General features: G+C 68.9%; 16 protein-coding genes. 4 read left to right on the forward strand and 12 right to left on the reverse strand.

Annotation, left to right across the window (positions count from 1 at the left end; genetic code table 11):
- Positions 1 to 368 precede the first annotated feature (368 nt).
- Complete coding sequence (gene ftsZ / locus AB0M24_RS33860; protein ID WP_363777374.1) at positions 369 to 1,667, reverse strand: cell division protein FtsZ; 1,299 nt, start codon at positions 1,665 to 1,667, stop codon at positions 369 to 371.
- 331 nt (positions 1,668 to 1,998) lie between these two features.
- Here ftsZ and AB0M24_RS33865 point away from each other — a divergent pair, with 331 nt between their 5' ends.
- Entirely contained in the window at positions 1,999 to 2,877 is an 879-nt protein-coding gene (locus AB0M24_RS33865) for a ricin-type beta-trefoil lectin domain protein (protein WP_363777376.1), read from the forward strand.
- Here the strand turns inward: AB0M24_RS33865 and AB0M24_RS33870 are convergent.
- Entirely contained in the window at positions 2,874 to 3,362 is a 489-nt protein-coding gene (locus AB0M24_RS33870; protein ID WP_363777378.1) for a DinB family protein, read from the reverse strand. The two genes, AB0M24_RS33865 and AB0M24_RS33870, sit on opposite strands and share 4 nt — an antisense overlap.
- A 27-nt stretch (positions 3,363 to 3,389) precedes the next feature.
- Positions 3,390 to 4,805 carry a phytoene desaturase family protein gene (gene crtI / locus AB0M24_RS33875; RefSeq protein WP_363777380.1) on the reverse strand — a complete coding sequence of 472 codons (1,416 nt, stop codon included), beginning with the start codon at positions 4,803 to 4,805 and terminating at the stop codon, positions 3,390 to 3,392.
- Positions 4,806 to 4,899: 94 nt separating this feature from the next.
- On the opposite strand from crtI, the gene AB0M24_RS33880 reads away from it, so the two are divergent.
- Positions 4,900 to 5,022: a hypothetical protein gene (locus tag AB0M24_RS33880; protein WP_363777382.1), complete on the forward strand. Its 123-nt coding sequence runs from the start codon at positions 4,900 to 4,902 to the stop codon at positions 5,020 to 5,022.
- 140 nt (positions 5,023 to 5,162) lie between these two features.
- Here the strand turns inward: AB0M24_RS33880 and AB0M24_RS33885 are convergent, their stop codons facing one another.
- The 8 genes from AB0M24_RS33885 to AB0M24_RS33920 all read right to left on the reverse strand — a co-directional run bounded on the left by AB0M24_RS33885 (position 5,163) and on the right by AB0M24_RS33920 (position 15,404).
- Positions 5,163 to 5,915 (reverse strand): FtsQ-type POTRA domain-containing protein, encoded by a 753-nt coding sequence (locus AB0M24_RS33885; protein ID WP_363777384.1) that lies wholly within the window; start codon positions 5,913 to 5,915, stop codon positions 5,163 to 5,165.
- Positions 5,912 to 7,300: a UDP-N-acetylmuramate--L-alanine ligase gene (murC, locus tag AB0M24_RS33890; protein ID WP_363777386.1), complete on the reverse strand. Its 1,389-nt coding sequence runs from the start codon at positions 7,298 to 7,300 to the stop codon at positions 5,912 to 5,914. Before murC ends, AB0M24_RS33885 begins: the two co-directional genes overlap by 4 nt.
- Positions 7,297 to 8,400, reverse strand: coding sequence for an undecaprenyldiphospho-muramoylpentapeptide beta-N-acetylglucosaminyltransferase (gene murG, locus AB0M24_RS33895; RefSeq protein ID WP_363777388.1), 1,104 nt, complete (start codon positions 8,398 to 8,400; stop codon positions 7,297 to 7,299). Before murG ends, murC begins: the two co-directional genes overlap by 4 nt.
- Positions 8,401 to 8,430: 30 nt before the next feature.
- On the reverse strand, positions 8,431 to 9,897 hold the full coding sequence (gene ftsW / locus AB0M24_RS33900) for a putative lipid II flippase FtsW (protein ID WP_363777390.1): 1,467 nt from the start codon (positions 9,895 to 9,897) through the stop codon (positions 8,431 to 8,433).
- A gap of 66 nt (positions 9,898 to 9,963) precedes the next feature.
- Positions 9,964 to 11,334 carry a UDP-N-acetylmuramoyl-L-alanine--D-glutamate ligase gene (gene murD, locus AB0M24_RS33905; RefSeq protein ID WP_363777392.1) on the reverse strand — a complete coding sequence of 457 codons (1,371 nt, stop codon included), beginning with the start codon at positions 11,332 to 11,334 and terminating at the stop codon, positions 9,964 to 9,966.
- Positions 11,335 to 11,338: 4 nt separating this feature from the next.
- Positions 11,339 to 12,424: a phospho-N-acetylmuramoyl-pentapeptide-transferase gene (gene mraY / locus AB0M24_RS33910; protein WP_363777394.1), complete on the reverse strand. Its 1,086-nt coding sequence runs from the start codon at positions 12,422 to 12,424 to the stop codon at positions 11,339 to 11,341.
- On the reverse strand, positions 12,421 to 13,881 hold the full coding sequence (gene murF, locus AB0M24_RS33915; RefSeq protein WP_363777396.1) for a UDP-N-acetylmuramoyl-tripeptide--D-alanyl-D-alanine ligase: 1,461 nt from the start codon (positions 13,879 to 13,881) through the stop codon (positions 12,421 to 12,423). Before murF ends, mraY begins: the two co-directional genes overlap by 4 nt.
- Positions 13,878 to 15,404: a UDP-N-acetylmuramoyl-L-alanyl-D-glutamate--2,6-diaminopimelate ligase gene (locus AB0M24_RS33920; RefSeq protein ID WP_363777398.1), complete on the reverse strand. Its 1,527-nt coding sequence runs from the start codon at positions 15,402 to 15,404 to the stop codon at positions 13,878 to 13,880. The genes murF and AB0M24_RS33920 overlap by 4 nt, the downstream gene beginning before the upstream one ends.
- A gap of 275 nt (positions 15,405 to 15,679) precedes the next feature.
- Here AB0M24_RS33920 and AB0M24_RS33925 point away from each other — a divergent pair, with 275 nt between their 5' ends.
- Together AB0M24_RS33925 and AB0M24_RS33930 are read left to right on the forward strand one after the other, a co-directional pair.
- Positions 15,680 to 16,429 (forward strand): universal stress protein, encoded by a 750-nt coding sequence (locus tag AB0M24_RS33925; RefSeq protein WP_363777400.1) that lies wholly within the window; start codon positions 15,680 to 15,682, stop codon positions 16,427 to 16,429.
- A gap of 44 nt (positions 16,430 to 16,473) precedes the next feature.
- Complete coding sequence (locus tag AB0M24_RS33930; RefSeq protein WP_363777402.1) at positions 16,474 to 21,582, forward strand: TIR domain-containing protein; 5,109 nt, start codon at positions 16,474 to 16,476, stop codon at positions 21,580 to 21,582.
- On the opposite strand, the gene AB0M24_RS33935 is transcribed toward AB0M24_RS33930, so the two are convergent.
- Positions 21,579 to 22,766, reverse strand: a complete 1,188-nt coding sequence (locus AB0M24_RS33935) for a putative glycoside hydrolase (protein ID WP_363777404.1) — start codon at positions 22,764 to 22,766, stop codon at positions 21,579 to 21,581. The genes AB0M24_RS33930 and AB0M24_RS33935 overlap by 4 nt on opposite strands.
- Between the last annotated feature and the right edge of the window lie 178 nt (positions 22,767 to 22,944).

The following is a 22,944-nucleotide window of genomic DNA, read 5'->3' on the forward strand; positions in this document are numbered from 1 at the left end:
GGGTTGTTAATGCCCACACGCTTTTCGTCGACTTGACCTCCCCTCCCTGGTGTGGCTCGCTCCGACGCGACTCGTGACGGGGGCCACCGGACCGCACCACCCACGCAACAGCAAGCCGCCCAAAGCAACAGGCGTGCCATCAACCCGCGAGCGGCGCTGGCCCCCTGATCAGATTGGCGGGGTTTGGGGCAGAGCTCCCAAGGGGAAGCACGCAACCGGAACAGACGCACGCAACCGGGGAACGGCACGGACTAGCAACAGGAACACGCCCAACGCAACCCACCCACCCACAAAGTCGCGTCACCCCAGAGAACAGCAAAGACCCCCTGAGCCCAAAACGACTCAGGGGGTCCAGCAAAACCTTCAGCTCACCGCCGCATGAACGGCGGCACGTCGACCTCATCGTCCGGGTCATCGGTAACAGGCACCGGCCGAGAAGGCAGCGACCCGTTCTGCGACAACGACCGCGGCACGCTCGGCACGTACCCGTTCCCCTGCACCGGCGAAGGCTGCGGCGGCACAGTGGTGGGCGGCGGCGCGACAGGCGGAGCCTGCCGAACCTCAGGCTGAACAACCGGCGGCGCCTGCACAACCGGCGGCGGCGTCTGAGCAACCGGAGCCGGCACGTGTGTCGGCGCAGCCGAAGCCGTAGCGATCGGCCCGGTCGCGGTCCGCGGCGGCGAGGACAGCGCCGTCGGCTCCAGCTTCTTGTGCGTGGGTCCACCACCGTCGAAGCCGGCGGCGATCACCGTGACCCGGACCTCGTCGCCCAGGGAGTCGTCGATGACCGTACCGAAGATGATGTTCGCGTCCGGGTGCGCGGCCTCCTGGACCAGCGACGCGGACTCGTTGATCTCGAACAGGCCGAGGTCGGAGCCACCGGCGATCGAGAGCAGCACGCCGTGCGCGCCCTCCATCGAGGCCTCGAGCAGCGGCGAGTTGATCGCCTTCTGCGCCGCCTGGACGGCGCGGCCCTCACCGCGCGCCGAGCCGATGCCCATCAACGCCGAGCCCGCGCCGGACATGACCGACTTGACGTCGGCGAAGTCCAGGTTGATCAGACCGGGGGTCGTGATCAGGTCGGTGATGCCCTGGACACCGGAGAGGAGCACCTCGTCGGCCGAGCGGAAGGCGTCCATCAGGCTGACACCGATGTCACCCAGCTGGAGCAGCCGGTCGTTGGGGATGACGATCAGCGTGTCGCACTCGTTGCGCAGCGCCTGGATGCCGTCTTCCGCCTGCTTGGCGCGGCGCTTGCCCTCGAACGAGAAAGGCCTGGTGACGACACCGATCGTGAGTGCGCCGAGCTTGCGGGCGATCGAGGCCACCACCGGCGCGCCGCCGGTGCCCGTGCCGCCGCCCTCGCCGGCGGTCACGAAGACCATGTCGGCCCCCTTGAGGACCTCCTCGATCTCCTCGCGGTGGTCTTCGGCGGCCTTGTGCCCGACCTCCGGGTTCGCGCCGGCACCGAGGCCGCGGGTCAACTCGCGGCCGATGTCGAGCTTGACGTCGGCATCAGACATCAGCAAGGCCTGTGCGTCGGTGTTCACCGCGATGAACTCGACGCCCTTGAGCCCGACCTCGATCATGCGGTTGACGGCGTTGACGCCGCCACCACCGATGCCGACGACCTTGATCACCGCGAGGTAGTTGTGCGGGGGCGTCATCGGATCCGCCTTCCTGATCGTGGTCCGTGCTGTGGTGCTGGGTGGTGATGCACCCGGATTGAAACTCTCAACCTCTCGTCGAGGCTCAGAGTTATGTCAACCCCATATGTTCCTGCAGGACGGTAAGCACCGGCGGTGCGTCGGTCCAGCAGGCGCGCCGTAGGGTCCCAACACTGTGCGCTACTACTCCCCGGTCGTGCCGTCAAGTAGTGCGCACGGCACTGTGCACGCCGCACCACAAGCCTAGTCGGCTCCCGAATCGGAGATCGTCTCGCCCATCACTTCGTCACTTCCACACCTTTTTCTTCCGAACGATCGCTACCGTCGGTAGATGGGGACCAAGATGCTGAGCGTCGCGCTGGCCGCGATCGCTCTGGGGGCAGTGACGGTCGCACCCGCGGGTGCGGCGCCGGAAGGCAACACGATCGTCGAGATCAAGAACGTGCTCGAGGACAAGTGCCTCGAGTTCAACGACCCGAACTCGTCCTTGCCGGCTCTGAACGCCTGCACGGGTGCCGCCACGCAGCTGTTCGAACGGATCCCGGCTGCTGACGGCAGAGGTGAGCTCCTGCGCAACGTCGGGGACAGATGGTGCCTCGACGGGACCTACTCGTACTGGATCGCCTTGCGCGGGAACTGCGACACGGACAATGCCGGTCACCGGTTCGAGCTGGAGCCACAGGCGTCGGGCGCGGTGAAGCTCAAGAACCAGGGCGAGTTCGTCGACGCCTGGTCCTGGCGCAGCCGCGGCGAGCTGACCATGGAGACCCCGAACTCGACCGGGTACCAGGACTGGCGGATCCGCGAGGTCGGCGTGACGACGCGGCCCGAGCTCACCGAGGTGATCCGTCCGAAGAACGCTGTGCAGGGCAAGTGCCTGGCGGAGGACGGCACCACCGCGAGGATCACGAGCTGCGACACGCCGACGCGCGAGGCCTACCGGCGGGTCGACGCCGGCGACGGCAAGGGCGCGCTGCAGAACACGTCGAGCGGTAAGTGCCTGCTCGGCAACGAGTACTACGAGGTGCTCCTGGTCAGCTGCGCGCCTGCCGACCGAGCCCAGCAGTGGACGCTCGTCCGCGATGAGCTCAGCCGTTACCGGATCAGGAACGAGCAGACCGGCTTCTACCTGGACGGAATCGGCGATACGGCGCGGGCGTACCCGTACGGCGGCGGGAACTGGCAGAAGTGGGAGCTGACGGCGGCCTAGTCGCCGACCGTTCCGTCCAGCAGTTCCCTGACCACGTCCAGCTGACCGGCGTGCCGGGCGGTCTCCTCGACGACGTGCGCGAGCACCCATCGGGCCGAGACCGTCCGGTCGCCGCGGAACGGCACGACCTGGTCCAGCTCACCGAGGATCTCCCGGCTGATCTCGCACTGCTGCCGGTACTCGTCGAGAAGACCGCTCAGCGTCTCGCCGTCCTCGATGCGCCAATCCGCGTCGGGGTCTTCCATCGTGTACGGCGCGCGCGACTCACGTCCGGCCAGCACCACCTCGAACCAGTGGTGCTCCACCCACCGCACGTGCTTCACCACACCTGCGGCCGTCGTCAGCTTCGACGGCAGCACTGCGCGCGTTGCGTCGTCTTCTGCCAGACCGTCGAGCTTCAGCACGATGGTGGCGCGCAGGTAGTCCAACAGGGCCGTGTAGGTCGCGCGCTCGTCGGCGACCAGTGGTGGTGCGGTACGTGTCATGCGGCGCAGCGTGCATGAGCGCCGTTGTCAGCGCATCGCATTTATCCGCTGGGCCGCGAGGCGCCCGGAGATGAGCACCGGAGGCACGCCGACACCTGGGGTGGTGCCCGCGCCCGCCAGCGCGACGTTCTCGGCGCCGCGCACGACGTTGCGCGGTCGGAACGGTCCGGTCTGGGCGAAGGTGTGCGCAAGCCCGAACGGCGTCCCCGCCGCGTTGCCCCAGTCGTACGGCGTGACGAGGTGCTCGTCCTGGACGGCGTCGCCGAAGCCCTCCAGACCGCGCTTCTCCAAAGTCGCCACGAGCTCGTCGCGGTACCGGGGCCCGATTCGCCGCCAGTCGATCGGGGCCGTCCCGAGGTTCGGGCACGGCGCCAGGACGTAGTGCAGGCCGTCCTGCGCGTGGGTGACGAGCAGTGACGGGTCCGACATCAACCGTCCCTTGTGGACGATCTCGTCGAACGTGCCGCGCCAGGCCTCGCCGAACAGGATGTTGTGGTGGCCGAGGTCCCACGTGCGGTCTGTCGCCGCGTGCAGCACCACGGCCGATGGCGACCAACGGTGCTTGAGCGGCCTCTGCGGGTACTTGCCCAACAGCCGGTACGCGTCCGGCAGTTCGCACGCCAGCACAACGGCGTCACACTCGACGCGCTCATCAGCCGTATGAACAGCGCGAACCCGTGCGCCGCTCCACTCCAGACGCGTGACCGTTGCGCCGTAACGGAACTCCGTGCCGTGCTTCTCCGCGGCTTTGCTGAGTGCTTGCGGAACCGCATGCATCCCGCCGCGTGGGTAGTACACGCCCGCGATGGTGTCCATGTACGCGATGACCCCGTACGCCGCGAGGGCCTGCTGCGGCGGCACTCCCGCGTACAACGCCTGGAACGAGAACAGCCGAATCAACCGCTCGTCCTTGATGAACCTGCGCAACTGCGGTTCGAGCCGCCCGAACCCGCCGAGCCGCGCGAGCTTCACGAGCTCGGGGCGGACGAGGTCGAGCGGCGAGTCGAAGTTGGCGCCGATGAAGTGCTCGCGCTGCACCGCGTACAGCTCGCCCAGCCACCGCCGCAGCTCGCGATACCCCGCCGCTTCCCTTGCGCCGCAGACGTTCCGGACCTCTTCTTCCATTTGCGATACATCTGTGTGCACGGCGATCCGCGACCCGTCCGCGAACCGCGCGGAGTACGCCGGATCGACCCTGTCGAGCGTCAGCCAGTCGGACAGCCGCTCCCCGACCGCTGAGAACGCTCCCTCGAGGTACTCCGGCATCGTCAGCACGGTGGGCCCGCTGTCCGCCGTGAACCCGCCCACGCGGACAGTCCCGGCGCGACCTCCTGGCACGTCAGCCTTTTCGAGCACGGTGACCTGACGACCGGTGCCCTGCAGGTGCAACGCGGCCGACAGTCCGGCAAGACCGGCGCCCACCACCACGACGTGTCCTGCCATGCGTACTTCCTTCGGGTGACAACAACAAATACGGCTAATGCCGTGCGGAGCAGTCCGATGAGCACGGTAGTCGTTCACTTCAAGGAGGCACGTCTTGGCACCCGCATCCGCGTCCGTGCGTTCGCTCGTCATCGAGGCGATCGTGTTGGAACTCGTGACGAGCAGGTTGGGCAGCCTGTTCGTGCGAGTCGCGACAGCGCTGCGGGCCGGCGGCTGAGCGGGCGTTCGACATGTGCTCCCAGCCACCTCCGCGACCCCGGCGGGCGCGCCGGTTTCCCACGCCGTCACGGCCGCCGGCTCCACGACCGTGACTGTGACCGTGACCGAGGCGCGCCGACACCAGGGTCGTTGGCGCGTCTAGGAAACGGTGGCGAGGTCCGGGGCTGACACGTCGTACGTCGTGCCCGGCCGCGAGAGCAGTACCAGCAGCACGGCCGCCTTGCGCGGGGTGTCGTCGGCGCTGCCCCACTTCACCACGCGGTTGCCGGACAGCGTCACCTTCACGTCGGCGCCGGAGGTCGCGGCCACGGACACCACTTCGGGGCGCAGCTTCTCCGGCAGTTCGTTCACGACCCCGACCACGGCGCGAGTGGCCGGGTCCGCGGACGACGGTGCGGCGAGCACCAGTTCCGGGACGCCCGGTGCGGCTCCCGGCAGGATCGCGTAGTCCTTGCCGGTGGAGTCGACCAGGTGGTAGCCGTCGGACAGCTTGACCGAGCCGACCGGCACGCGTTCGGCGATCAGGAGCCGGACCGTGCCGGGGAGTTGGCGTTCCACCTCGATGGAGGCGATGCGCGGGACGGCGGCCACGCGCTCGCGGATGCCGGCGAGATCCAGGCGCACCAACGGTGAACCCGGCTCGATGGCGGCGGCGCGGCGGACCTCGTCGTCGGTCAGCACCACGGCGCCGTGGACGTCTACGGCGCGGACGCCCAGCAACGGCGTGAAGAACACGCCATAGGTAAGACCCACAACGGAAAGCAATGTGAGCAGAGCTACCAGGCGGCGGCGCAGGATGACCCTGCGCCGCGCCCGGTACTCGGCACTCTTCGGCCGCCGGTTCGGGGCGGAACGTACTCGCGTGGACCTGCCACGAACCGGGGCGCTCACGACTGTTCTTCGTCCGAAACCGAAAGGGCGCTGACGATCTCGGGGCCGAGCATCGTCACGTCGCCCGCACCCATGGTCACCACCAGGTCGCCCTCGCGCACCAGCGACGCGACCAGAGCGGGCACGCGGTCGAACGACGGCTCGTAGTGCACGGAAGCCGTCACCTGGTCCGCGATCAGCGCACCGGACACTCCGGGCTCCGGCTCCTCGCGAGCGCCGTACACGTCGAGCACGACGACCTCGTCCGCCAACGACAGCGCGGCGGCGAACTCGGTGGAGAACGTGCGGGTGCGCGAATACAGGTGCGGCTGGAACACCACGACGACACGACCCGGCGCGGCGACCGGACGCGCCGCACGCAGCTGTGCGTCGACCTCGGTCGGGTGGTGCGCGTAGTCGTCGTAGACCGACACGCCACCGGCACGGCCCTTGAACTCGAACCGCCGCCGCACGCCACCGAAGGCCGCCAGGCCTTCGAGCATGCCGGTCTGGTCGGCACCCAGCTCCAAGCCCGCCAGCAGCGCGGCCACCGCGTTCAACGCCATGTGCTCACCCGGCACGGCGACGCGTACCTCGACGGCCACACCGTCGATCTCCACGGACGCCAGGCCACCGGACTCGGACGGCTTGTAGTCGACGATGCGCGCGTCGGCCGCACCACGGCCGTACTCACGCACACGGATGCCACGAGCACGAGCCTCGGTGATCAGGCGAGCGGCACCTGGATCGTCCACACAGGACACCAGCACGCCGCCGGGCGCGATCCGGTCCAGGAAAGCGTCGAACACGGCCGTGTACGCCTCGACGGTGCCGTGGTGGTCGAGGTGGTCCGCCTCGACGTTCGTCACGACAGCCACCGACGGCGAGAAGAACAGGAACGAGCCGTCGGACTCGTCCGCCTCGGCCACGAACACACCGCCGGTGCCCTGGTGCGCGTTGGCACCGGACTCGTTCAGATCGCCACCGATGGCGAACGACGGGTCCATCCGGCAGTGCTGCAGAGCGACGGTCAGCATCGACGTGGTCGACGTCTTGCCGTGCGTGCCTGCGACACACACGACCCGGTGGTCTTCCATCAACGCGGCCAGGGCCTCGGCGCGACGCAGCACCGTGATGCCGCGCTCGCGAGCCGCCGAGTACTCCGGGTTCGACTCCTTGATCGCGGTCGACACCACGACCTCGGTCGGGCCGCCGACGAGCTGGTCCAGGTTCGCGGCGTCGTGACCGACGGCGATCCGCGCACCCTGAGCACGCAATGCCAGCACGGTTCGCGAGTCCTTGGCGTCCGAACCGGACACCTGCACACCGCGGGCCAGCAGGATCCGCGCGATGCCGCTCATGCCGGCACCGCCGATGCCCACGAGGTGAACGCGTTCGAGACTCACTTCTTGGTCACCTCCAGCACCGTGCGGGCCAGGATCTCGTCCGCCTCACGACGGCCGGTGCCCAGCGTCGCCGCGGACATCGCCGCCAGCCGCGCTCGGTCCGCCATCAGCGGCACCACCAGCGACGCGACCTTGTCCGGCGTCAGCTCCTCGTCCGGCACCAGCACGCCACCACCGGCCGAGACGACGGGACCGGCGTTCAGCGCCTGCTCGCCGTTGCCGTGCGGCAGCGGCACGAACACCGCGGGCAGGCCGACGGCCGACACCTCGGCGACGGTCATCGCGCCCGAGCGGCACAGCACGGCGTCCGCGGCGGCGTAGGCGAGGTCCATGCGCTCCAGGTACGGCACCGGCACGTACGCGGGCGCGCCCGGAACCTGTTGCACCGCAATGGAGTTCTTCGGGCCGTACGCGTGCAGCACACCGACGCCCGCCTGAGCGAACGCGGCGGCGGCGGGCGCCACGGCCTCGTTGATCGACCGCGCGCCCTGCGAGCCGCCGAACACCAGCAGCGTCGGCGCGTGCGGGTCGAGACCGAAGAAGCGGCGGGCCTCGTCGCGCAACGCCGCGCGGTTCAGCGACGTGATCGACTGGCGCAGCGGAATGCCGATGATCTGCGCGTCGGACAGGCCCGAGTCCGGCACCGCCGCCGCGACGTGCTCGGCGAACTTGGCGCCGACCTTGTTCGCGAGACCGGCCTTCGCGTTCGCCTCGTGCACCACGATCGGCACCCGGCCACGCGCGGCCAGGTACGCGGGCAGTGCCACGTAACCGCCGAAGCCGACGACGACGTCCGCGCCGACGCGCTCCAGCACCTCACGGGTCTGCTTCACCGCACCGCGCACGTTCAGCGGCAGCTTCAGCAGGTCCAGAGTGGGCTTGCGCGGCATCGGCACCGGCGGGATCAGCTCCAGCGGGTAGCCGCGGGCCGGCACGATCTTGTTCTCCAGGCCGCGCTCGGTGCCGAGCGCGACGACACGTGCGTCCGGTCGCAGTCGCATGACCGCGTCGGCCAGCGCCAGTGCCGGCTCGATGTGTCCCGCGGTGCCACCACCTGCGACGACAACGCACGGACCACTGGGGGCAGGGTGCCCGGTCAAGACTTGCCTCCGGTTGTGTGAACTCGGGAATCAGTTGTATCGCCCGCGACCGCGGGTCGACCTGCCTTGCTCTGAACGGCTCTGGTTGACCCGCCGTGTTTCGCGGCGACGGTACTCCGACGGCGGAGCGGACCTTCCTGCCATACGACGTTCGTCCACCACCGGGAGTTGCGCGGTGCGGCGGCCCGGCGCGCGCGGAGGCGTGGAGGGGCGAACCGGCTTGCGCTTGGGCGGCGGCCGGTACGCCTCGGGCGCGGGCAGCTTGAGCAGCCCGCCGACGCGGCCGGGACCCAGCGAGCGCAGCGCGGCCACGGCGTCGGGCTCGTGCCGCGCGCAGTTCGCGAGGATGCCGAACACGATCATGGTCATCACGATGGACGTGCCACCGGAGGAGATCATCGGCAGCGTGATGCCGGTGACGGGCAGCAGCCGCACGACGTAGCCGATGTTGATCGCGGCCTGCGCGACCAGCCACACCGTCAGCGTCGCGGACACGATCCGGATCCACGGGTCGGTGTTGCGCGACGCCACCCGCAGGCCGACCCACGCGAGGCCGCCGAACAGCGCCAGCACCAGCGCGCACCCGACGAACCCGAGCTCCTCGCCGATGACCGCGAAGATGAAGTCCGACTCGACGTTGGGCAGATAGCGCCACTGCGAGCTGCCCTGCGCGAGTCCCTTGCCGAAGAACCCGCCCTCGGCCAGCGCGAACATCGCCTGCCGCGCCTGCAGACCCGCTCCCTGCGGGTCGGCGTTGGGGTCCAGGAACGACGTCACGCGCTGCAGCCGGTACGCGGCACCGATCGCGAGCACGACGGCACCGGCCACCGCGCCGCCGGCGATCACGCCGAACAACCGCATCGGCGCGCCCACGAACCACAGCAGGCTGATCAGCACCACGCCGAGCGTGATCGTGCCGCCGAGGTCCGGCTGCAGCATGACCAGCGCGAACACCAGCATCGCGACCGGCACGACGGGTACCAGCAGGTGCCGGTACTGCCCCAGCAACGCCCGCTTGGTGACCAGGACGTGCGCGCCCCACAACGCCAGCGCGAGCTTGACGGCCTCGATCGGCTGGAACGAGATCGGCCCGACGGTGAACCACGACTGGGCGCCGCTGCGGACGTCTCCCAGCGGGGTCAGCACCAGCGCCAGCAGCAGCACGCCGATGCCCATCGCGGCCGTCGACAGGTGCCGCAGCCGCCGCAGCGGAAACCGCAGGACCAGCCAGAACAGCACGGCGCCGATGCACACGTAGATCAGCTGCTTCTGGAACACGCTGTACGCCGACACACCCGACGCAACCTGGCCCGGCGCCGACGCGGACAGCACCATCACCAGACCGAGCACGGTGAGCATGCCGAAGATCGCGAGCAGCAGGTGGAAGTCGGCGAGCGGACGGCCGAGCCACGCGGTCAGGCCGCCGCGCAACGACGCGACGCGACCAGCGGGACGGACCTTCCGCTTGCTCCTGGGCTTGTCGGCGACGACGGTCACCAGATCATCGTCTCCTGTGTCAAGCGCTCGAACGGGGATTCCTGAGGCGTGTCGCCGGTTTCGACCCTACCGGCCACTCGTCAGACGCTTCACGGCGTCCGCGAACGACTGCCCGCGATGCGCGTAGTCCGTGAACATGTCCATCGAGGCCGCCGCCGGGGCCAGCAGCACCGTGTCGCCCGGCTGGGCGAGCTCCTGCGCGGCACGGACCACGGCCACCATCGGCTCGTCGTCGTCCGCCACGTCGAGCACGCGCACCGGGACGTCCGGGGCGTTGCGCGCGAGGGCGTCCGCGATGACCTGGCGGTCCTGGCCGATCAGCACCGCGCCGCGCAGCCGGTGCGCCTCGGTCCTGACCATCTCCTCGACCGACGCGCCCTTCAGCAGCCCACCGGCGATCCAGACGACGCTGTCGAACGCTCGCACGGACGCGACCGCGGCGTGCGGGTTCGTGGCCTTCGAGTCGTTGATGTACCGGACGTCGTCGGCGACGGTCACCAGCACGGCGCGGTGAGCTGCGGGTTCGAAGGCTTCGAGGCCCTCGCGGACCGCCTCGGACGGCACACCGTAGGCACGTGCCAGAGCCGTGGCGGCCAGGGCGTCCGCGATGCCGGGCGGACCGGCCGGGCGGATCTTCGAGACCTCGATCAACGGCTCGTCGTCGGCGAACGCGCGGTCGACCAGCCAGCCGTCGCGCACGCCGAGCTGACCTTCGAGCGGCTCTTCCAGGGTGAACCCGATCTGGTCACGGGCGGGCGAGGCCTCCAGCAGGTCGACGACGAGATCGTCGTCCAGCCAGCCGATCGCCACGTCACCGGTGAGGATCTGGGCCTTGGCCTGCGCGTACGGCTCCATGCCGCCGTGCCAGTCGAGGTGGTCCTCGGCGAGGTTGAGCAACGCGCCCGCCTGCGGCCGCACCGACGGCGCCCAGTGCAGCTGGAAGCTCGACAGCTCCACGGCGAGCACCCGGCGGCCGGCGAGCAGTGCGTCGACGACCGGCAGGCCGACGTTTCCGCAGGCCACGGCGTCCGCACCGGCCGCGTGCAGGATCGACTCCAGCATGCCGACCGTCGTGGTCTTGCCGTTCGTGCCCGTCACCGCCAGCCACACCGGCGGGTCGGCGAGCTCGGAGGCCATCCGCCAGGCCAGCTCGACCTCGCCGATCACCTCGATGCCCGCCGACGCGGCAGCCGCGAGCAGCGGGCTCGACGGCTGCCAGCCGGGTGAGGTGACGACCAGCGACGTCCCGGCCGGGGGTTCCACCAGGCGGGGCACCAGCTCGACGCCTTCGAGCAGGGTCTCCAGCGCCATCAGCCGTTCCTCGGACGAGTCCGTGACCACGACCTCGGCGCCCGCCGCGAGCAGAGCCTCCGCGGCGGACCGGCCGGTCACTCCAGCACCGGCGACCAGCACCTTCGTTCCGGCCAGCTTCGTCATCGTCCTAGAACCCGCCCGTCAGCCACTCGCTGTAGAACACGCCAAGCCCGAACATGCAACAGATGCCGGCCATCAACCAGAACCGGATGATGACCGTGGTTTCCGCCCACCCGGCCAGTTCGAAGTGGTGGTGGAACGGTGCCATGCGGAACAGGCGCCGTCGTGAGGTGCGGAAGACCGCGACCTGCAACGCCACCGACAGGGCCTCGACCACGAACAGACCACCGATGACGATCATCAGCAGCTCGGTGCGGGTCGCGATCGCGAGACCGGCGACCAGACCACCGAGCGCGAGCGAGCCGGTGTCACCCATGAAGATCTTGGCCGGGGCGGCGTTCCACCAGAGGAAGCCGATGCAGCCCGCCATCGCGGCCGCGGCGATCACCGCGAGGTCCAGCGGGTCGCGCACGTCGTAGCAGCCGGCCACCGCGTAGCTGGAGCAGTTGTAGCGGAACTGCCAGAACGAGATCACCACGTAGGTGCCGAACACCATCGCCGACGAGCCACCGGCCAGGCCGTCGAGGCCGTCGGTCAGGTTCACCGCGTTCGACCACGCGGCGACCATGCCGTAGCAGAAGACGACGAAGCCGATGACGCCGAACGAGACCACGGTGATGTCGCGGACGAACGACAGGTTGACCGACGCGGGCGTCAGGCCGTCCTTGTTCGGGAACTGCAGCACCAGGATCGCGAACGTGATCGTCGCGATGAACTGGCCCACCAGCTTCGCGGTCTTGTTCAGGCCCAGGTTGCGGGCCTTGCGGATCTTGATGAAGTCGTCCAGGAAGCCGACGAGGCCCAGCGACGTCGTCAGCATCAGCACGAGCAGGCCGGACGCCGTCGGAGTCTGTCCCGACGCCGAGGCCGACATCGAGTTCACCAGGTGCGTGCCGAGGTAGCCGGCCCACATCGCTACGAGAATCGCGAGGCCACCCATGGTCGGCGTGCCGCGCTTGGTCTTGTGGTGCTGCGGACCGTCCTCGCGGATCTCCTGGCCGAAGCCCTGACGGGAGAAGATCTTGATCAGGTAGGGCGTCAGCAGGATCGACACCGCGAGTGCGATCGCTGCCGCGATCAGGATGCTCTTCACTTGGTTCCTGCCTCCAGCAGGGCCTCGGCAATGCGCCACAGGCGATAGGCGTTGGATGCCTTGACCAGCACTACGTCACCGGGCCGGACTTCCCCCTGTAGCAACGCGATCGCCGCGTCCGCGTCCGGCACCCTGACGGATTCGTCTCCCCAAGATCCTTCCAGGTGCGCGCCCTGGTGCATCGCGCGGGCCGCTTCACCGACGACGACCAGCTTGCTGATGTCCAGGCGGACCACCAGGCGGCCGATCTCGTCGTGCTCGCGCACCGCGTCGTCACCGAGCTCGGCCATCGGCCCGAGCACGGCCCAGCTGCGGCGGGCGGGCGTCGTCGCGCGCGAGATCGTCGCGAGCGCCTTCAACGCCGCCCGCACCGAGTCCGGGTTCGCGTTGTACGCGTCGTCGATGACGGTGACGCCATCCGCCCGGTCGGTGATCACCATGCGGTGCGCGGAAACCCGTTCCGCCGCACCGAGTCGCTGTGCCACTTCGTCCGGCGTGGCACCGAGTTCCAGCGCGATGGCGGCGGCGACCAGTGCGTTGCCGACCTGGTGCGGGCCGCTCAGCCCGAGCTTGACCCGCGCGTCGCCCTTGGCGGTCTTCAACGTGAAGGTCGCGCGGGCCTGCTCGTCCAGCTCGATGTTCTCGGCGCGGACGTCCGCGTTCGGGTTCTCGCCGACCAGGACGACCTTGGCCTTCGTGCGCGGCGCCATGCCCGCCACCAGCGGGTCGTCGGCGTTGAGGATCGCGACGCCGTCTTCCGGCAGCGACTCGATCAGCTCACCCTTGCCCTGCGCGATGCCCTCGCGGGAACCGAACTCGCCGAGGTGCGCGGTGCCGACGTTGAGCACGGCACCGAAACGCGGCGGCGCGATCTCGCACAGGTTCGCGATGTGGCCGATCCCGCGCGCGGACAGCTCCAGCACGAGGAACCTGGTGTCCTCGGTGGACCGCAGCGCCGTCCACGGGTGGCCGAGCTCGTTGTTGAACGACTCCGGCGGCGCGACGACCTCGCCGGCCGGCCGCAGCACCTGGGCGATGAGGTCCTTGGTGGACGTCTTGCCCGCCGAGCCGGTGACGCCGACGACCGTCAGGTCCTTCAGCTGGTCCGTGACGTACCGGGCGAGCTTGGCGAGCGCTTCGAGCACGGCCGCGCCCTCGCCGTTCTTGTCGCCCGCGAGCACGTACGCGTTGGCGTGCTTGGTCTCGACCGGCGGCGCGATCACCGCGGGACCGTCGACCTCGCGGCCGGCCAGCACACCCGCGGCGCCACTCGCGACCGCCTGAGCGGCGAAGTCGTGGCCGTCCACGCGTTCACCGGGAAGGGCCAGGAAGAGGCCGCCCTCGGTGACCTTGCGGGTGTCGAACTCGATGGAGCCGGTGACGACCGGGCTGCCATCGGTTGCGTGCAACCGTCCGCCGACGATCTCAGCGATCTCGGCGAGCGTGAGTGCGATCAACGGTGCGCCTCTCTGATCGCGGCGGTCAGCGTCTCGACGTCCGAGAACGGGTGGATCACGCCGGCGATCTCTTGTCCCGTCTCGTGTCCCTTGCCCGCCACGACGACGACGTCGCCCGGATGTGCCAGCTCGACCGCTTTCTCGATCGCGAGCCTCCGGTCGCCGATTTCCAGCACCTCACCCCTGTTCTCGGTGGCGAGGGCCCCTTCGAGCATGGCGGCCCGAATAGAGGACGCGTCTTCGCTCCTCGGGTTGTCATCGGTGATGATCAACACGTCGGCCCGCTGCGCCGCGGCCTCGCCCATCAGCGGCCGCTTGGCCCGGTCGCGGTCACCGCCGCAGCCGAGCACGATGATCACCCGGCCGTCGGTCTTGGCCCTGACCGCGTCCAGCGCGAGCGCGACGGCGGCGGGCTTGTGCGAGTAGTCGACGACCGCGGTGAACGCCTGGCCCTCGTCGACGCGCTGCATGCGGCCGGGGACCTGGACGTTGCTCAGACCTGCGGCGATGGCCTCCGGTGCGATGCCCTCCGCGTGCAGGCAGGCGATCGCGAGCAGGGCGTTCGCGACGTTGAAGCTGCCGGCGAGCGGCAGGTGGATCTCGATGTCTTGGCCGGGGCCGTGCGCGGTGAACGTCTGCTCACCGGTCGCGCTCACCTCGACGTTGCTCGCGGTCCAGGTGGCGGGCTTGGTCGTGGCGACCGTGACGGTGCTCGGCTTGACCAGCCTCTCGCCCCACTCTTGATCCACGCACACGACTTCCCTGCGCGCGCGGCCGTCGAACAGCTGCGCCTTGACCTGGAAGTACTCCTCCATGTCCGCGTGGAAGTCGAGGTGGTCCTGGCTGAGGTTCGTGAACGCGCCGATCTCGAACTCGGTGGCGGCGACGCGACCCATGTGCAGCGCGTGGCTCGACACCTCCATCGCTACGTCGGTGACCCCGCGCTCGGCCATCACCGCGAACAGCGCCTGCAGGTCAGGGGCCTCGGGCGTGGTGTGCGAGCTGCCGAGCTGCTCGTCGCCGATGCGCGTGCCGACCGTGCCGATCAGCCCGGTGTGCTTCCCGGCGGCCTTGAGCACGGACTCGATCATGTACGTGGTGGTGGTCTTGCCGGACGTACCGGTGACACCCCACAGCTTGATCTTCGTCGACGGCTGCCCGTAGACGTGCGCGGCGAGCAGACCCACCACCTCGCGCGGGCGCGGGTGGATCAGCACGGGCACGTCCTTGAGGGCCTCGCGCGCGGCGCCCGCCTCGTCCGTCAGCACAGCGACAGCGCCGTTGGCGATCGCCGTCTCGGCGAAGTCGGCACCGTGGACGTGGGCGCCGGGCAGCGCGGCGTAGAGGTCGCCGGGGACCACGTGCTGAGCACGCAGCGTCACCCCCGTCACCTGGACGTCGGCATGCGCTGGCCTGGTCAGGTGCACGTCGGCCACCGCGGCGAGAGCGGCCACGGAAGCAGGGCGGATGGCGTTGGGGCGGGGCGGGGCGGTCGCGACCTTGCCCTCGAGCTTGGCAGGCACGGGCAAGAGGCTACCGGCGTGCGGAGAGTGGCCGAGCAGCGCGTTGGCAATCGGGTGATGATCGGCCCTGATAGGCCGATCGAGTGGCCCTCACGTTTGGCCTTCAGGAGTGAGCCCGTCCGGCCGAACAAGTTCCTGCCCGCTTTGGGACTTTGGCCCCTGTGGAGCGTTGGGCGCTAGCGGTGAGGTAGAGGCGGCAGGAGGCGGCGATGAGAACAACCACGACGGTGGAACCCAGGAGGTTTTCTTTCTGGGCACCGGATTTCAGTCGTTCCGTGACGGTAGGGGTCGACACTTCGGAAACCGCGTACCACGCGTTCGAATGGGCAGCGCGCCACGCGTGGTCGTTGCGAACGGACCTTCAGGTGTACCTCGCGGACCCCGGCGACACGACGGTCCAGCGGGTCCTCGAACGACTCCCCATGCTCACCGCCCACTTCCGCCCGAGCGGTGACGACCCGGTGGCCGCACTGGTGAGGGCGTCGGACTCCAGCGCGACCTTGGTCTTGGGGTGCAAGGGCGAACAGCACCGCAGCCTGGGTCTGGGCTCCCTCGTCCTCCCGGTGTTGCGCCAGGCGCGGTGCGGAGTCGTAGTGGTGCGCGGACGACCCCCGGCGATCCGTGGCGAGTACGGCTGGATCACCGCGGCCGTCGGCGGGTGCGAGGACCCGGTCGTGCTGCGGCGCGCGGTCGAGCTCTGCCGCACCCGCCGTGCGTCGTTGCGCCTGCTGCACGTCCACCCGCCGGCCCAGGGCGGCGTCGTCGTCCCGCGCGACGAGGCAGCCGTCCGGCGCGCGGTGTTGTTCCTGCGCACGACGGCTCCTGAGCTCACGCCGGACGTTGTCGTGGAGTCGCGCCATCCGCACGAGGCTCTGGCCGCTTTGGACTCCGACCTCGTGGTCGTGGGGCGCGGTGGGCAGCACGATGGCGTCGGCCTGATCACGCGCGCGGCTTTGTACCACTCGTCGTGTCCTGTGCTCGTTGCTCGGCCTGAGCCTCTTCACGACGATCGGGTGGTGCCGTAAGCAAAGCCTCGTTCGGCCGCGCATGAACTACCTAGCATGTGCGGATGCCGCCTGCTGACGCGACGACGCTCCACGGCGCTCTGCGGATCATCGCCCAGGAAGACGACGCGTGGCTGAACGCTGTCGACCAGCTGCTCGGGTACGCGTTGTCGAACAGCCTGCCCCTCACCTCGTACCGCGGCCTGTACGGGTGGATCGACGGTGGAAGGGCACCGAAGCTGGTGCGAGACCGGCTGGCGCACGTGATCGCGGAGCTGCCCTCGCTCAACGGCTTCGATCGGCTCGACCCGGTCACCGCCGTGCACACCCTGCTGGTGACGACGGCCTTCTTCGAGACCGTCCGCGAAGTCCTCCCGCACGAGGCGCAACGGGGCAAGAGCACCTGGCAGCAGGAAGACCACTGGTCCGTCGTCTACCTGTACTCGGACGAGGTACCCGCCCCGTCCATCACCCGGTTCTTCGCCGACAACGTCAACGCGGTCGGCCGGTGGGCGGCCGAGCGAGGGGAACGCGTTCACCGCATCCTGCGCAAGATGAGCCCGGCCAGTGGCAGCGAGCTGCTGCTGGAGCCCGCCTTCGTGAGCCAGGTGACAGCGCGCTACGAGCAGGAGTTCCGGGCTTTGGCGGTCGACGTGCCGGAGTTCGCGACGTGGGCCGGCGCGAGCCCGAGCACAGCCGACGAACAGCGGCACTGGATCGACGACATCACCGACGACGCCCACGCGAGGCTGCACCGGGCCAACGAAGCCGAGTTGGAAGCGCTCCCTGGAAGCACTCCGGGCCTCGGGGTGCTCTACATCGCCCCGGAATACCGCCTGACGCAGGCAGGTCCACTGGCGCGGCTGACCGACGAGAGCTGGTGGTCGTCGGAGACCGAGCTTCGGAACGACCTGAACCGGTTGCTCGTCGGCCATTTCACCAGCGTCGACGCCTACAGGTTGCCGCTGCTGGTCGTCGGCGGGCCGGGTTCTGGCAAGACGGCGCTGGCGAAGGTGTTCGCCGCTCGCAGGCCTGACACCGACTACGTGGTCCTGCGCGTGCCGTTGCGGACAGCGGCCCCCAACGCGACGGTCGCCGACCAGATCAGGGCGGCGCTGCGGCAGCAGACCAGCGGCGACGTCGAGTGGGCCGATCTCGCCCGGCAAGGCGGCGGCAAGACCTGTGTCGTGATCTTGGACGGCCTGGACGAGTTGATGCAGACCTCCGGCGCGCAGCGGAACTACCTGGACGAGGTCGTCAGGTTCCAGCGCACCGAGATCACGCTCGGCAACCCGGTGGCGGTGGTGGTCACCGCGCGGACGTCGTTCCTCGACCACCTGCTCATTCCGGACGGCACCCCGGTCGTGTGGCTGCTCGACTTCTCCGACGCGCAGATCCGTCGCTGGGTCGAGGCGTGGAACCAGGCGACCACGCACAGGAACCAGCGGCCCATGAGGGTCGCGGACGCTCTCGCCCACCCGCATCTCGCCCGAAACCCGTTGCAGTTGCTGATGTTGACGCAGACGCTGGCCGATCCCCGGTCGACCGGCTTCACGATCAGAGATCTGTTCGAGAGCGCCGTTCTGACACCGTCGTTCCCGGTGCCGGGAGTCGCCGCGCTCGGGATGCTCAACCGCGGCTGGCGGCCGATCACCGCGGAGGAGCTTCGCGCCGATCTCGCGGCGCTCGGTCACGAGGACATGAGCTCCGTCAAAGCCGTTCTCCGCGAGCTTGAACGGCAACCCGCGTCGTTCGCCGAGTTCCGCATCGCCTCGCTCGTGGTGGACGCGCTCCTACAGACCCGTGACGAGCCGGACGCCGAACTGCCGTTCAAGCTGCTGTCGCATGCGCTCCTGTCACTCCGTCCGGCCACGCTGACGTTCGTCACCCAGCTCGCGGAGGAACGAGCAGCGCAGCAACAGGAAGAGTTGACGCTCCATCTGACGGACCTGCTGCTCAGGTGTCGCTACCGGTCGAACTCCGGCCGCGCCCTGGCCGTCTACTCGGCGAACCTGGTCCTGCTGCAGGCGTTCACGCGACCGGTCGGGGCCGACGGCCACTTCGCCGTTCATGAGTTCCACGATCTCGTCGAGCTGTGGTCACGAGACCTCGACGACGTCGACCGCCGTGGCCTGCAAGCCCTGGTCTCCTTCGACGCCACGGGGTTCGCTCGACGGCTGCCCCGCACCACGACGAACGAGGCAGAGCTCGATCCCGGCGATCTCCCGGCAGGCGTCGAGTTCGTCCACCGCGGGCTGAAGGCCGACGAGCGCCGGGTCACCCAGGTCACCTGGTCGTCCGTCGGCGACCTGCTGACCACCAGCCACGGTGGCGAAGTCGTGGTGTGCTGGCAGGTTTCAGGGGACGCGCCGCCGCGCGTCATCGGCGAACTGACGGAGATCTCCGACGTCGACTGGCATCCGACCGAACCCGTCGCCGCTGTCGTGCAACGAAAAGACCGCGACAGACCCCGCCAGGTGATGATCACCCGGCTCGGGGATGGAACGACGCGGGACCTGTGCGAGATCGGGCAGCGCAGCCGGATCGCCTGGTCTCCGGACGGCGTCTCGTTGGCCCTGTTCAACACCGAAAGTCTGACCATCGTAGACGTCAGCACCGGTGAGCAGCGCACGGTGTTCACGTTCACCGACCTCGAACACCAGTCCTACCTCCTGAGGCCACGCTGGTCCGTGAACGGCTCCGACATCTGGGCCGCGGCGGGAGGAACCGTCCACTCAGAGCATCTGGACGGAGGCCTGCTGACGAGATTCGACTTCGCCATGCACGCACGCGACATCTCGGTACGGGAAGGCCCGAAGGCACTGGTGGCCTTTACCTCGCCGACCAGACCGGACATCGTCATCATCCCCATTGGGCTCAGAGGCGGTGAGAACGTCCTCGAAGGGCACACCCAGCTGGTCACCTGCGCCAGGTTCTCCCCGGACGGCGCCTACCTCGCGTCGATGTCGATGGACAACACGGTCCGACTTTGGCGGCTTGAGGACTGGCAGTGCGTCGCGGTGTTGCCGCGCAACGACATCAGCGGCCGCGGCGGCCTCGCCTTCCACCCCACCAAGCCACTGCTCGCGATCAAGGACGGCAACGCAGTCGATGTCGTCCGCCTCGACTACCAGCTGCTCGGCACGATCGGCGCGGCCAAAACAGCGCGCCGGTACGCCAACGCCAAGATCGTGCTCGTCGGCGACACCGGTGTGGGCAAGTCCGGGCTGGGGCTGGTGATGAGCGGTCAGCCGTTCGCACCGACGGACTCGACACACGGGCGCAACGTGTGGACGTTCGAGAAGTCCATCGAGACCACGCCGTCCGGGGACGTGCAGACCAGGGAGACGCTGCTCTGGGACCTCGCCGGCCAGCCCGGCTACCGGATGGTGCACCAGCTGCATCTCAACGAGGTCGCGGTGGCACTGGTGGTGTTCGACGCGCGCAGCGAGACCGATCCGTTCGCGGGCGTCCAGTACTGGAGCCGGGCGCTGGCCCAGGCACGACGGCTCGACGGCGCGGCGGCGGTGCGGCTCAAGGCCTTCCTGGTCGCAGCCAGGACCGACCGCGGTGGCACGGCTGTCGGCACGGCTCGGATCGAACAGGCCGTGCGGCAGTACGGGTTCGACGGGTTCGTCGAGACCAGCGCGAAGGAGGGCTGGGGTGTCGAGGAGCTGATCCGCACGGCCCGCGGCGCCATCGACTGGGACGCGGTGCCGGTCGTCAGCTCGACGGCGCTGTTCCAGTCGATCAAGGACTTCGTGCTGGAGGAGAAGCGACAGGGGCGCGTCCTGTCCACAGTGGATGATCTGCTGCACGGATTCCGCCGCGTCGAGCAGGACGAGACGCCGGCCGAGGACCTGCTGGACGGGTTCACGGCGTGCCTGGGGCGGCTGGAGAGCGTCGGCGTGATCAGGCGCATGGCGTTCGGCGACTACGTCCTGCTGCGACCCGAACTTCTGGACGCCTATGTGTCGTCCCTGGTGCAGGCGGCGAAGGACGAGCCGGACGGGCTCGGCTTCGTACCGGAGGCGGACGCGCTCGCGGGCACGTTCCGGATGCCGGAGTCCGAACGGCTGTCCAACCGGCAGCAGGAGCGGATCCTGCTGATCACGGTCGTGGAGGAGCTGCTGCGGCGCGAGATCGCCCTGAGGGAGGTCACCGACAAGGAAGTCGACCTGATCTTCCCCTCGCAGTTCACCAGGGAACGGCCGGACGCGCCGCGGCTGCCCGGACAGGACGTGGTGTTCACGTTCGACGGCGACCTGCAGTTGATCTACTCGACGCTGGCGGTGCGACTGTCGCACTCGAGGTTCTTCAAGAAGGACGAGATGTGGCACAACTCCGCCACCTACCGTCCCGACGAGGGAGGGACCTGCGGGATCGCCAGCCGGGAGATCGCGGAGGGCAGGGGCGAGCTGGTGCTGTTCCACGACGAGCAGGTGCTCCCGATCGCGCGCAGGCAGTTCGAGGTCTACGTCGTCGAACACCTGGAGCAGCGCGCGGCCCAAGTCGTGGTGCGCCGCGTGCGCCGGTGCGGGCCGTGCGACTACGTGATCGACGATGAGGTCGTGCAGCGCAGGCTCGGCCGCGGCCAGACGACGGTGATCTGCCAGATCTGCGACGGAGTCGTCCCGATCACGGACGAGGAGCAGCCGGACGTGCGGCCGGCCGTCGCCGAGATGAACTCCAACGCCAACGCGCAACGGGACCAGGACGTCGCCGCGACCACGTTGAAGGGCAAGCGGGATGCCGGGGACTACGACGTCTTCCTGTGCCACAACGTCAGGGACAAGCCGCTGGTGCTCAAGATCGCCCAGCAACTCGAAGAACGCGGGATCCTGCCGTGGCTCGACATCCACGACATCCAGCCGGGCTCGCGGTGGCAGCAGGAGATGGCCAAGGGCATCGAGAAGAGTCGTTCGGCCGCCGTGCTCATCGGGCCGGCCGGGCCTGGGCCGTGGCACGAGACCGAGATGGAGCTCATCAACGACCGGTCCGCGCGCGACAAGAACTACCGGGCGATCCCGGTGGTTCTCGACGGCGTCGGAGAAGGTCCGGAGCTGCCCGGTTTCCTGCGGGTGTGGTCGACCGTGGACATGCGCGCGGCCGACCCCGACCCGATCCAGCAGCTGGTGTGGGGCATCACCGGGCGACACCCCAGGTGGGACTAGCAGGCCTTGCGCAGCACCGAACCCGTGGTACCCGCCAAGGAAACTGACCGCACCGAGGCGCCCTTCTCGTTCGTCTGCGCCTCGGGCAGCCGGACGGTGACCGCGGAGCTGCCGGTCTTGTTGGCGTTGACGAGCACCGTGCCGCACTCGAAGTCGCGGCGGAACACGTTGGAAGCGACGGCGTAGTAGGAGTCGGCCGGTGCGCCCAGGTCCCAGTCGTACTCGGCGCGCCACTCGGAGGCGTTGTCGTAGCGGTCGGTCTCCTCGATCTCGGAGATCGCGGCGTGCGAGCCCTTGGCCAGCAGGTAGCTCGCGTAGGCGTAGCGGAAGGGCTGCTCGGCGCCGCTGTGGTGGGGCTGGACCCAGGTGATCTTGCCCTTGGCCTCGTTGTCCGCGATCTGCGCGACCTGGCGGCTCCAGCCCTCGGGGTACTCGGAGAGCAGGTCCTTGTCGCCGAAGGTCAGCCACCACTCGTCGAAGCCGCCGTCGAGGTTCTCGACGTAGCTGTCCCACGCGCCTTCGTAGAGGCGGGCGTTGGACATGTTCGCGACGGTCTTCAGGCCCGCGTCGACGAACTGCTGGCGGGTGTTGGCGAACATCGAGCGGTAGGCGTCGCGCATCGCCTCGTCGGTCCGGTACGCGGACGGGCAGGTGCCGTCGTGGTAGGTGTCGCAGGCGAACAGCGCGTTGTCCATGAACACGCCGTCGAACACCCCTCGCGACGAGGCGACGACGTTGTCGGCCCAGGCTTTCTGGTAGCCGGGGTTGCCGACGTCCATCTGCCAGTGACCCTCGTAGCCGTCGTACTCGAAACGGCGACCATTTGGATCGAGAAGAAACCACGAAGGATCAGCGGCGCAGTAACCGACGCCCGTGGGCAGATCGGAATCGTCGACACCGCCGGAACACGCATAGCTGCGGGTCGAGGAAAGGTCTTTGTAGACGAAGGTCTGGATCTTCGGATTAGCCGCCTTGAACTTCGCGGCAAGATCGCTTTCCCATGCGTTGAGCACCACGTACGTGCGTCGCTGCGCTTCGGTCTTGATCATTGAATCGGACGTGGGCGTGCTGTTCATGTGCAGCCAGTAAGACTTCGCGGAGAAGTCTTCCTCTTCTGCTTGAGCAGCGGGAACCAAGGTCACCGCCACAACGCCCGCCATGATCAACATTTCGAATGAACGCACGGTGAACCCCATCTCGCCCAACACTCGCCGGTTTCGGAGTATTAGACGTGATGAAATGCGTCTCATTACGAAAATGTGCAGTGCGGTATTTCACTGTTAAACCATGAAATGCGTCATTGCCACGCCTGGGCGTGTCTCAGATCACTTGCCAAAACGGTAAACACAGCTAACAATGCCG

This window comes from Lentzea sp. NPDC051838 (genome assembly GCF_040681245.1).
In the GTDB taxonomy this organism is placed as follows: domain Bacteria; phylum Actinomycetota; class Actinomycetes; order Mycobacteriales; family Pseudonocardiaceae; genus Lentzea.

Coding starts and splice junctions, on each gene's coding strand:
- AB0M24_RS33930 (WP_363777402.1), top strand. CDS start 16,474: ATGCCGCCTGCTGACGCGACGACGCTCCACGGCGCTCTGCGGATCATC.
- AB0M24_RS33865 (WP_363777376.1), top strand. CDS start 1,999: ATGGGGACCAAGATGCTGAGCGTCGCGCTGGCCGCGATCGCTCTGGGG.
- murD (WP_363777392.1), bottom strand. CDS start 11,334: ATGACGAAGCTGGCCGGAACGAAGGTGCTGGTCGCCGGTGCTGGAGTG.
- AB0M24_RS33870 (WP_363777378.1), bottom strand. CDS start 3,362: ATGACACGTACCGCACCACCACTGGTCGCCGACGAGCGCGCGACCTAC.
- crtI (WP_363777380.1), bottom strand. CDS start 4,805: ATGGCAGGACACGTCGTGGTGGTGGGCGCCGGTCTTGCCGGACTGTCG.
- ftsZ (WP_363777374.1), bottom strand. CDS start 1,667: ATGACGCCCCCGCACAACTACCTCGCGGTGATCAAGGTCGTCGGCATC.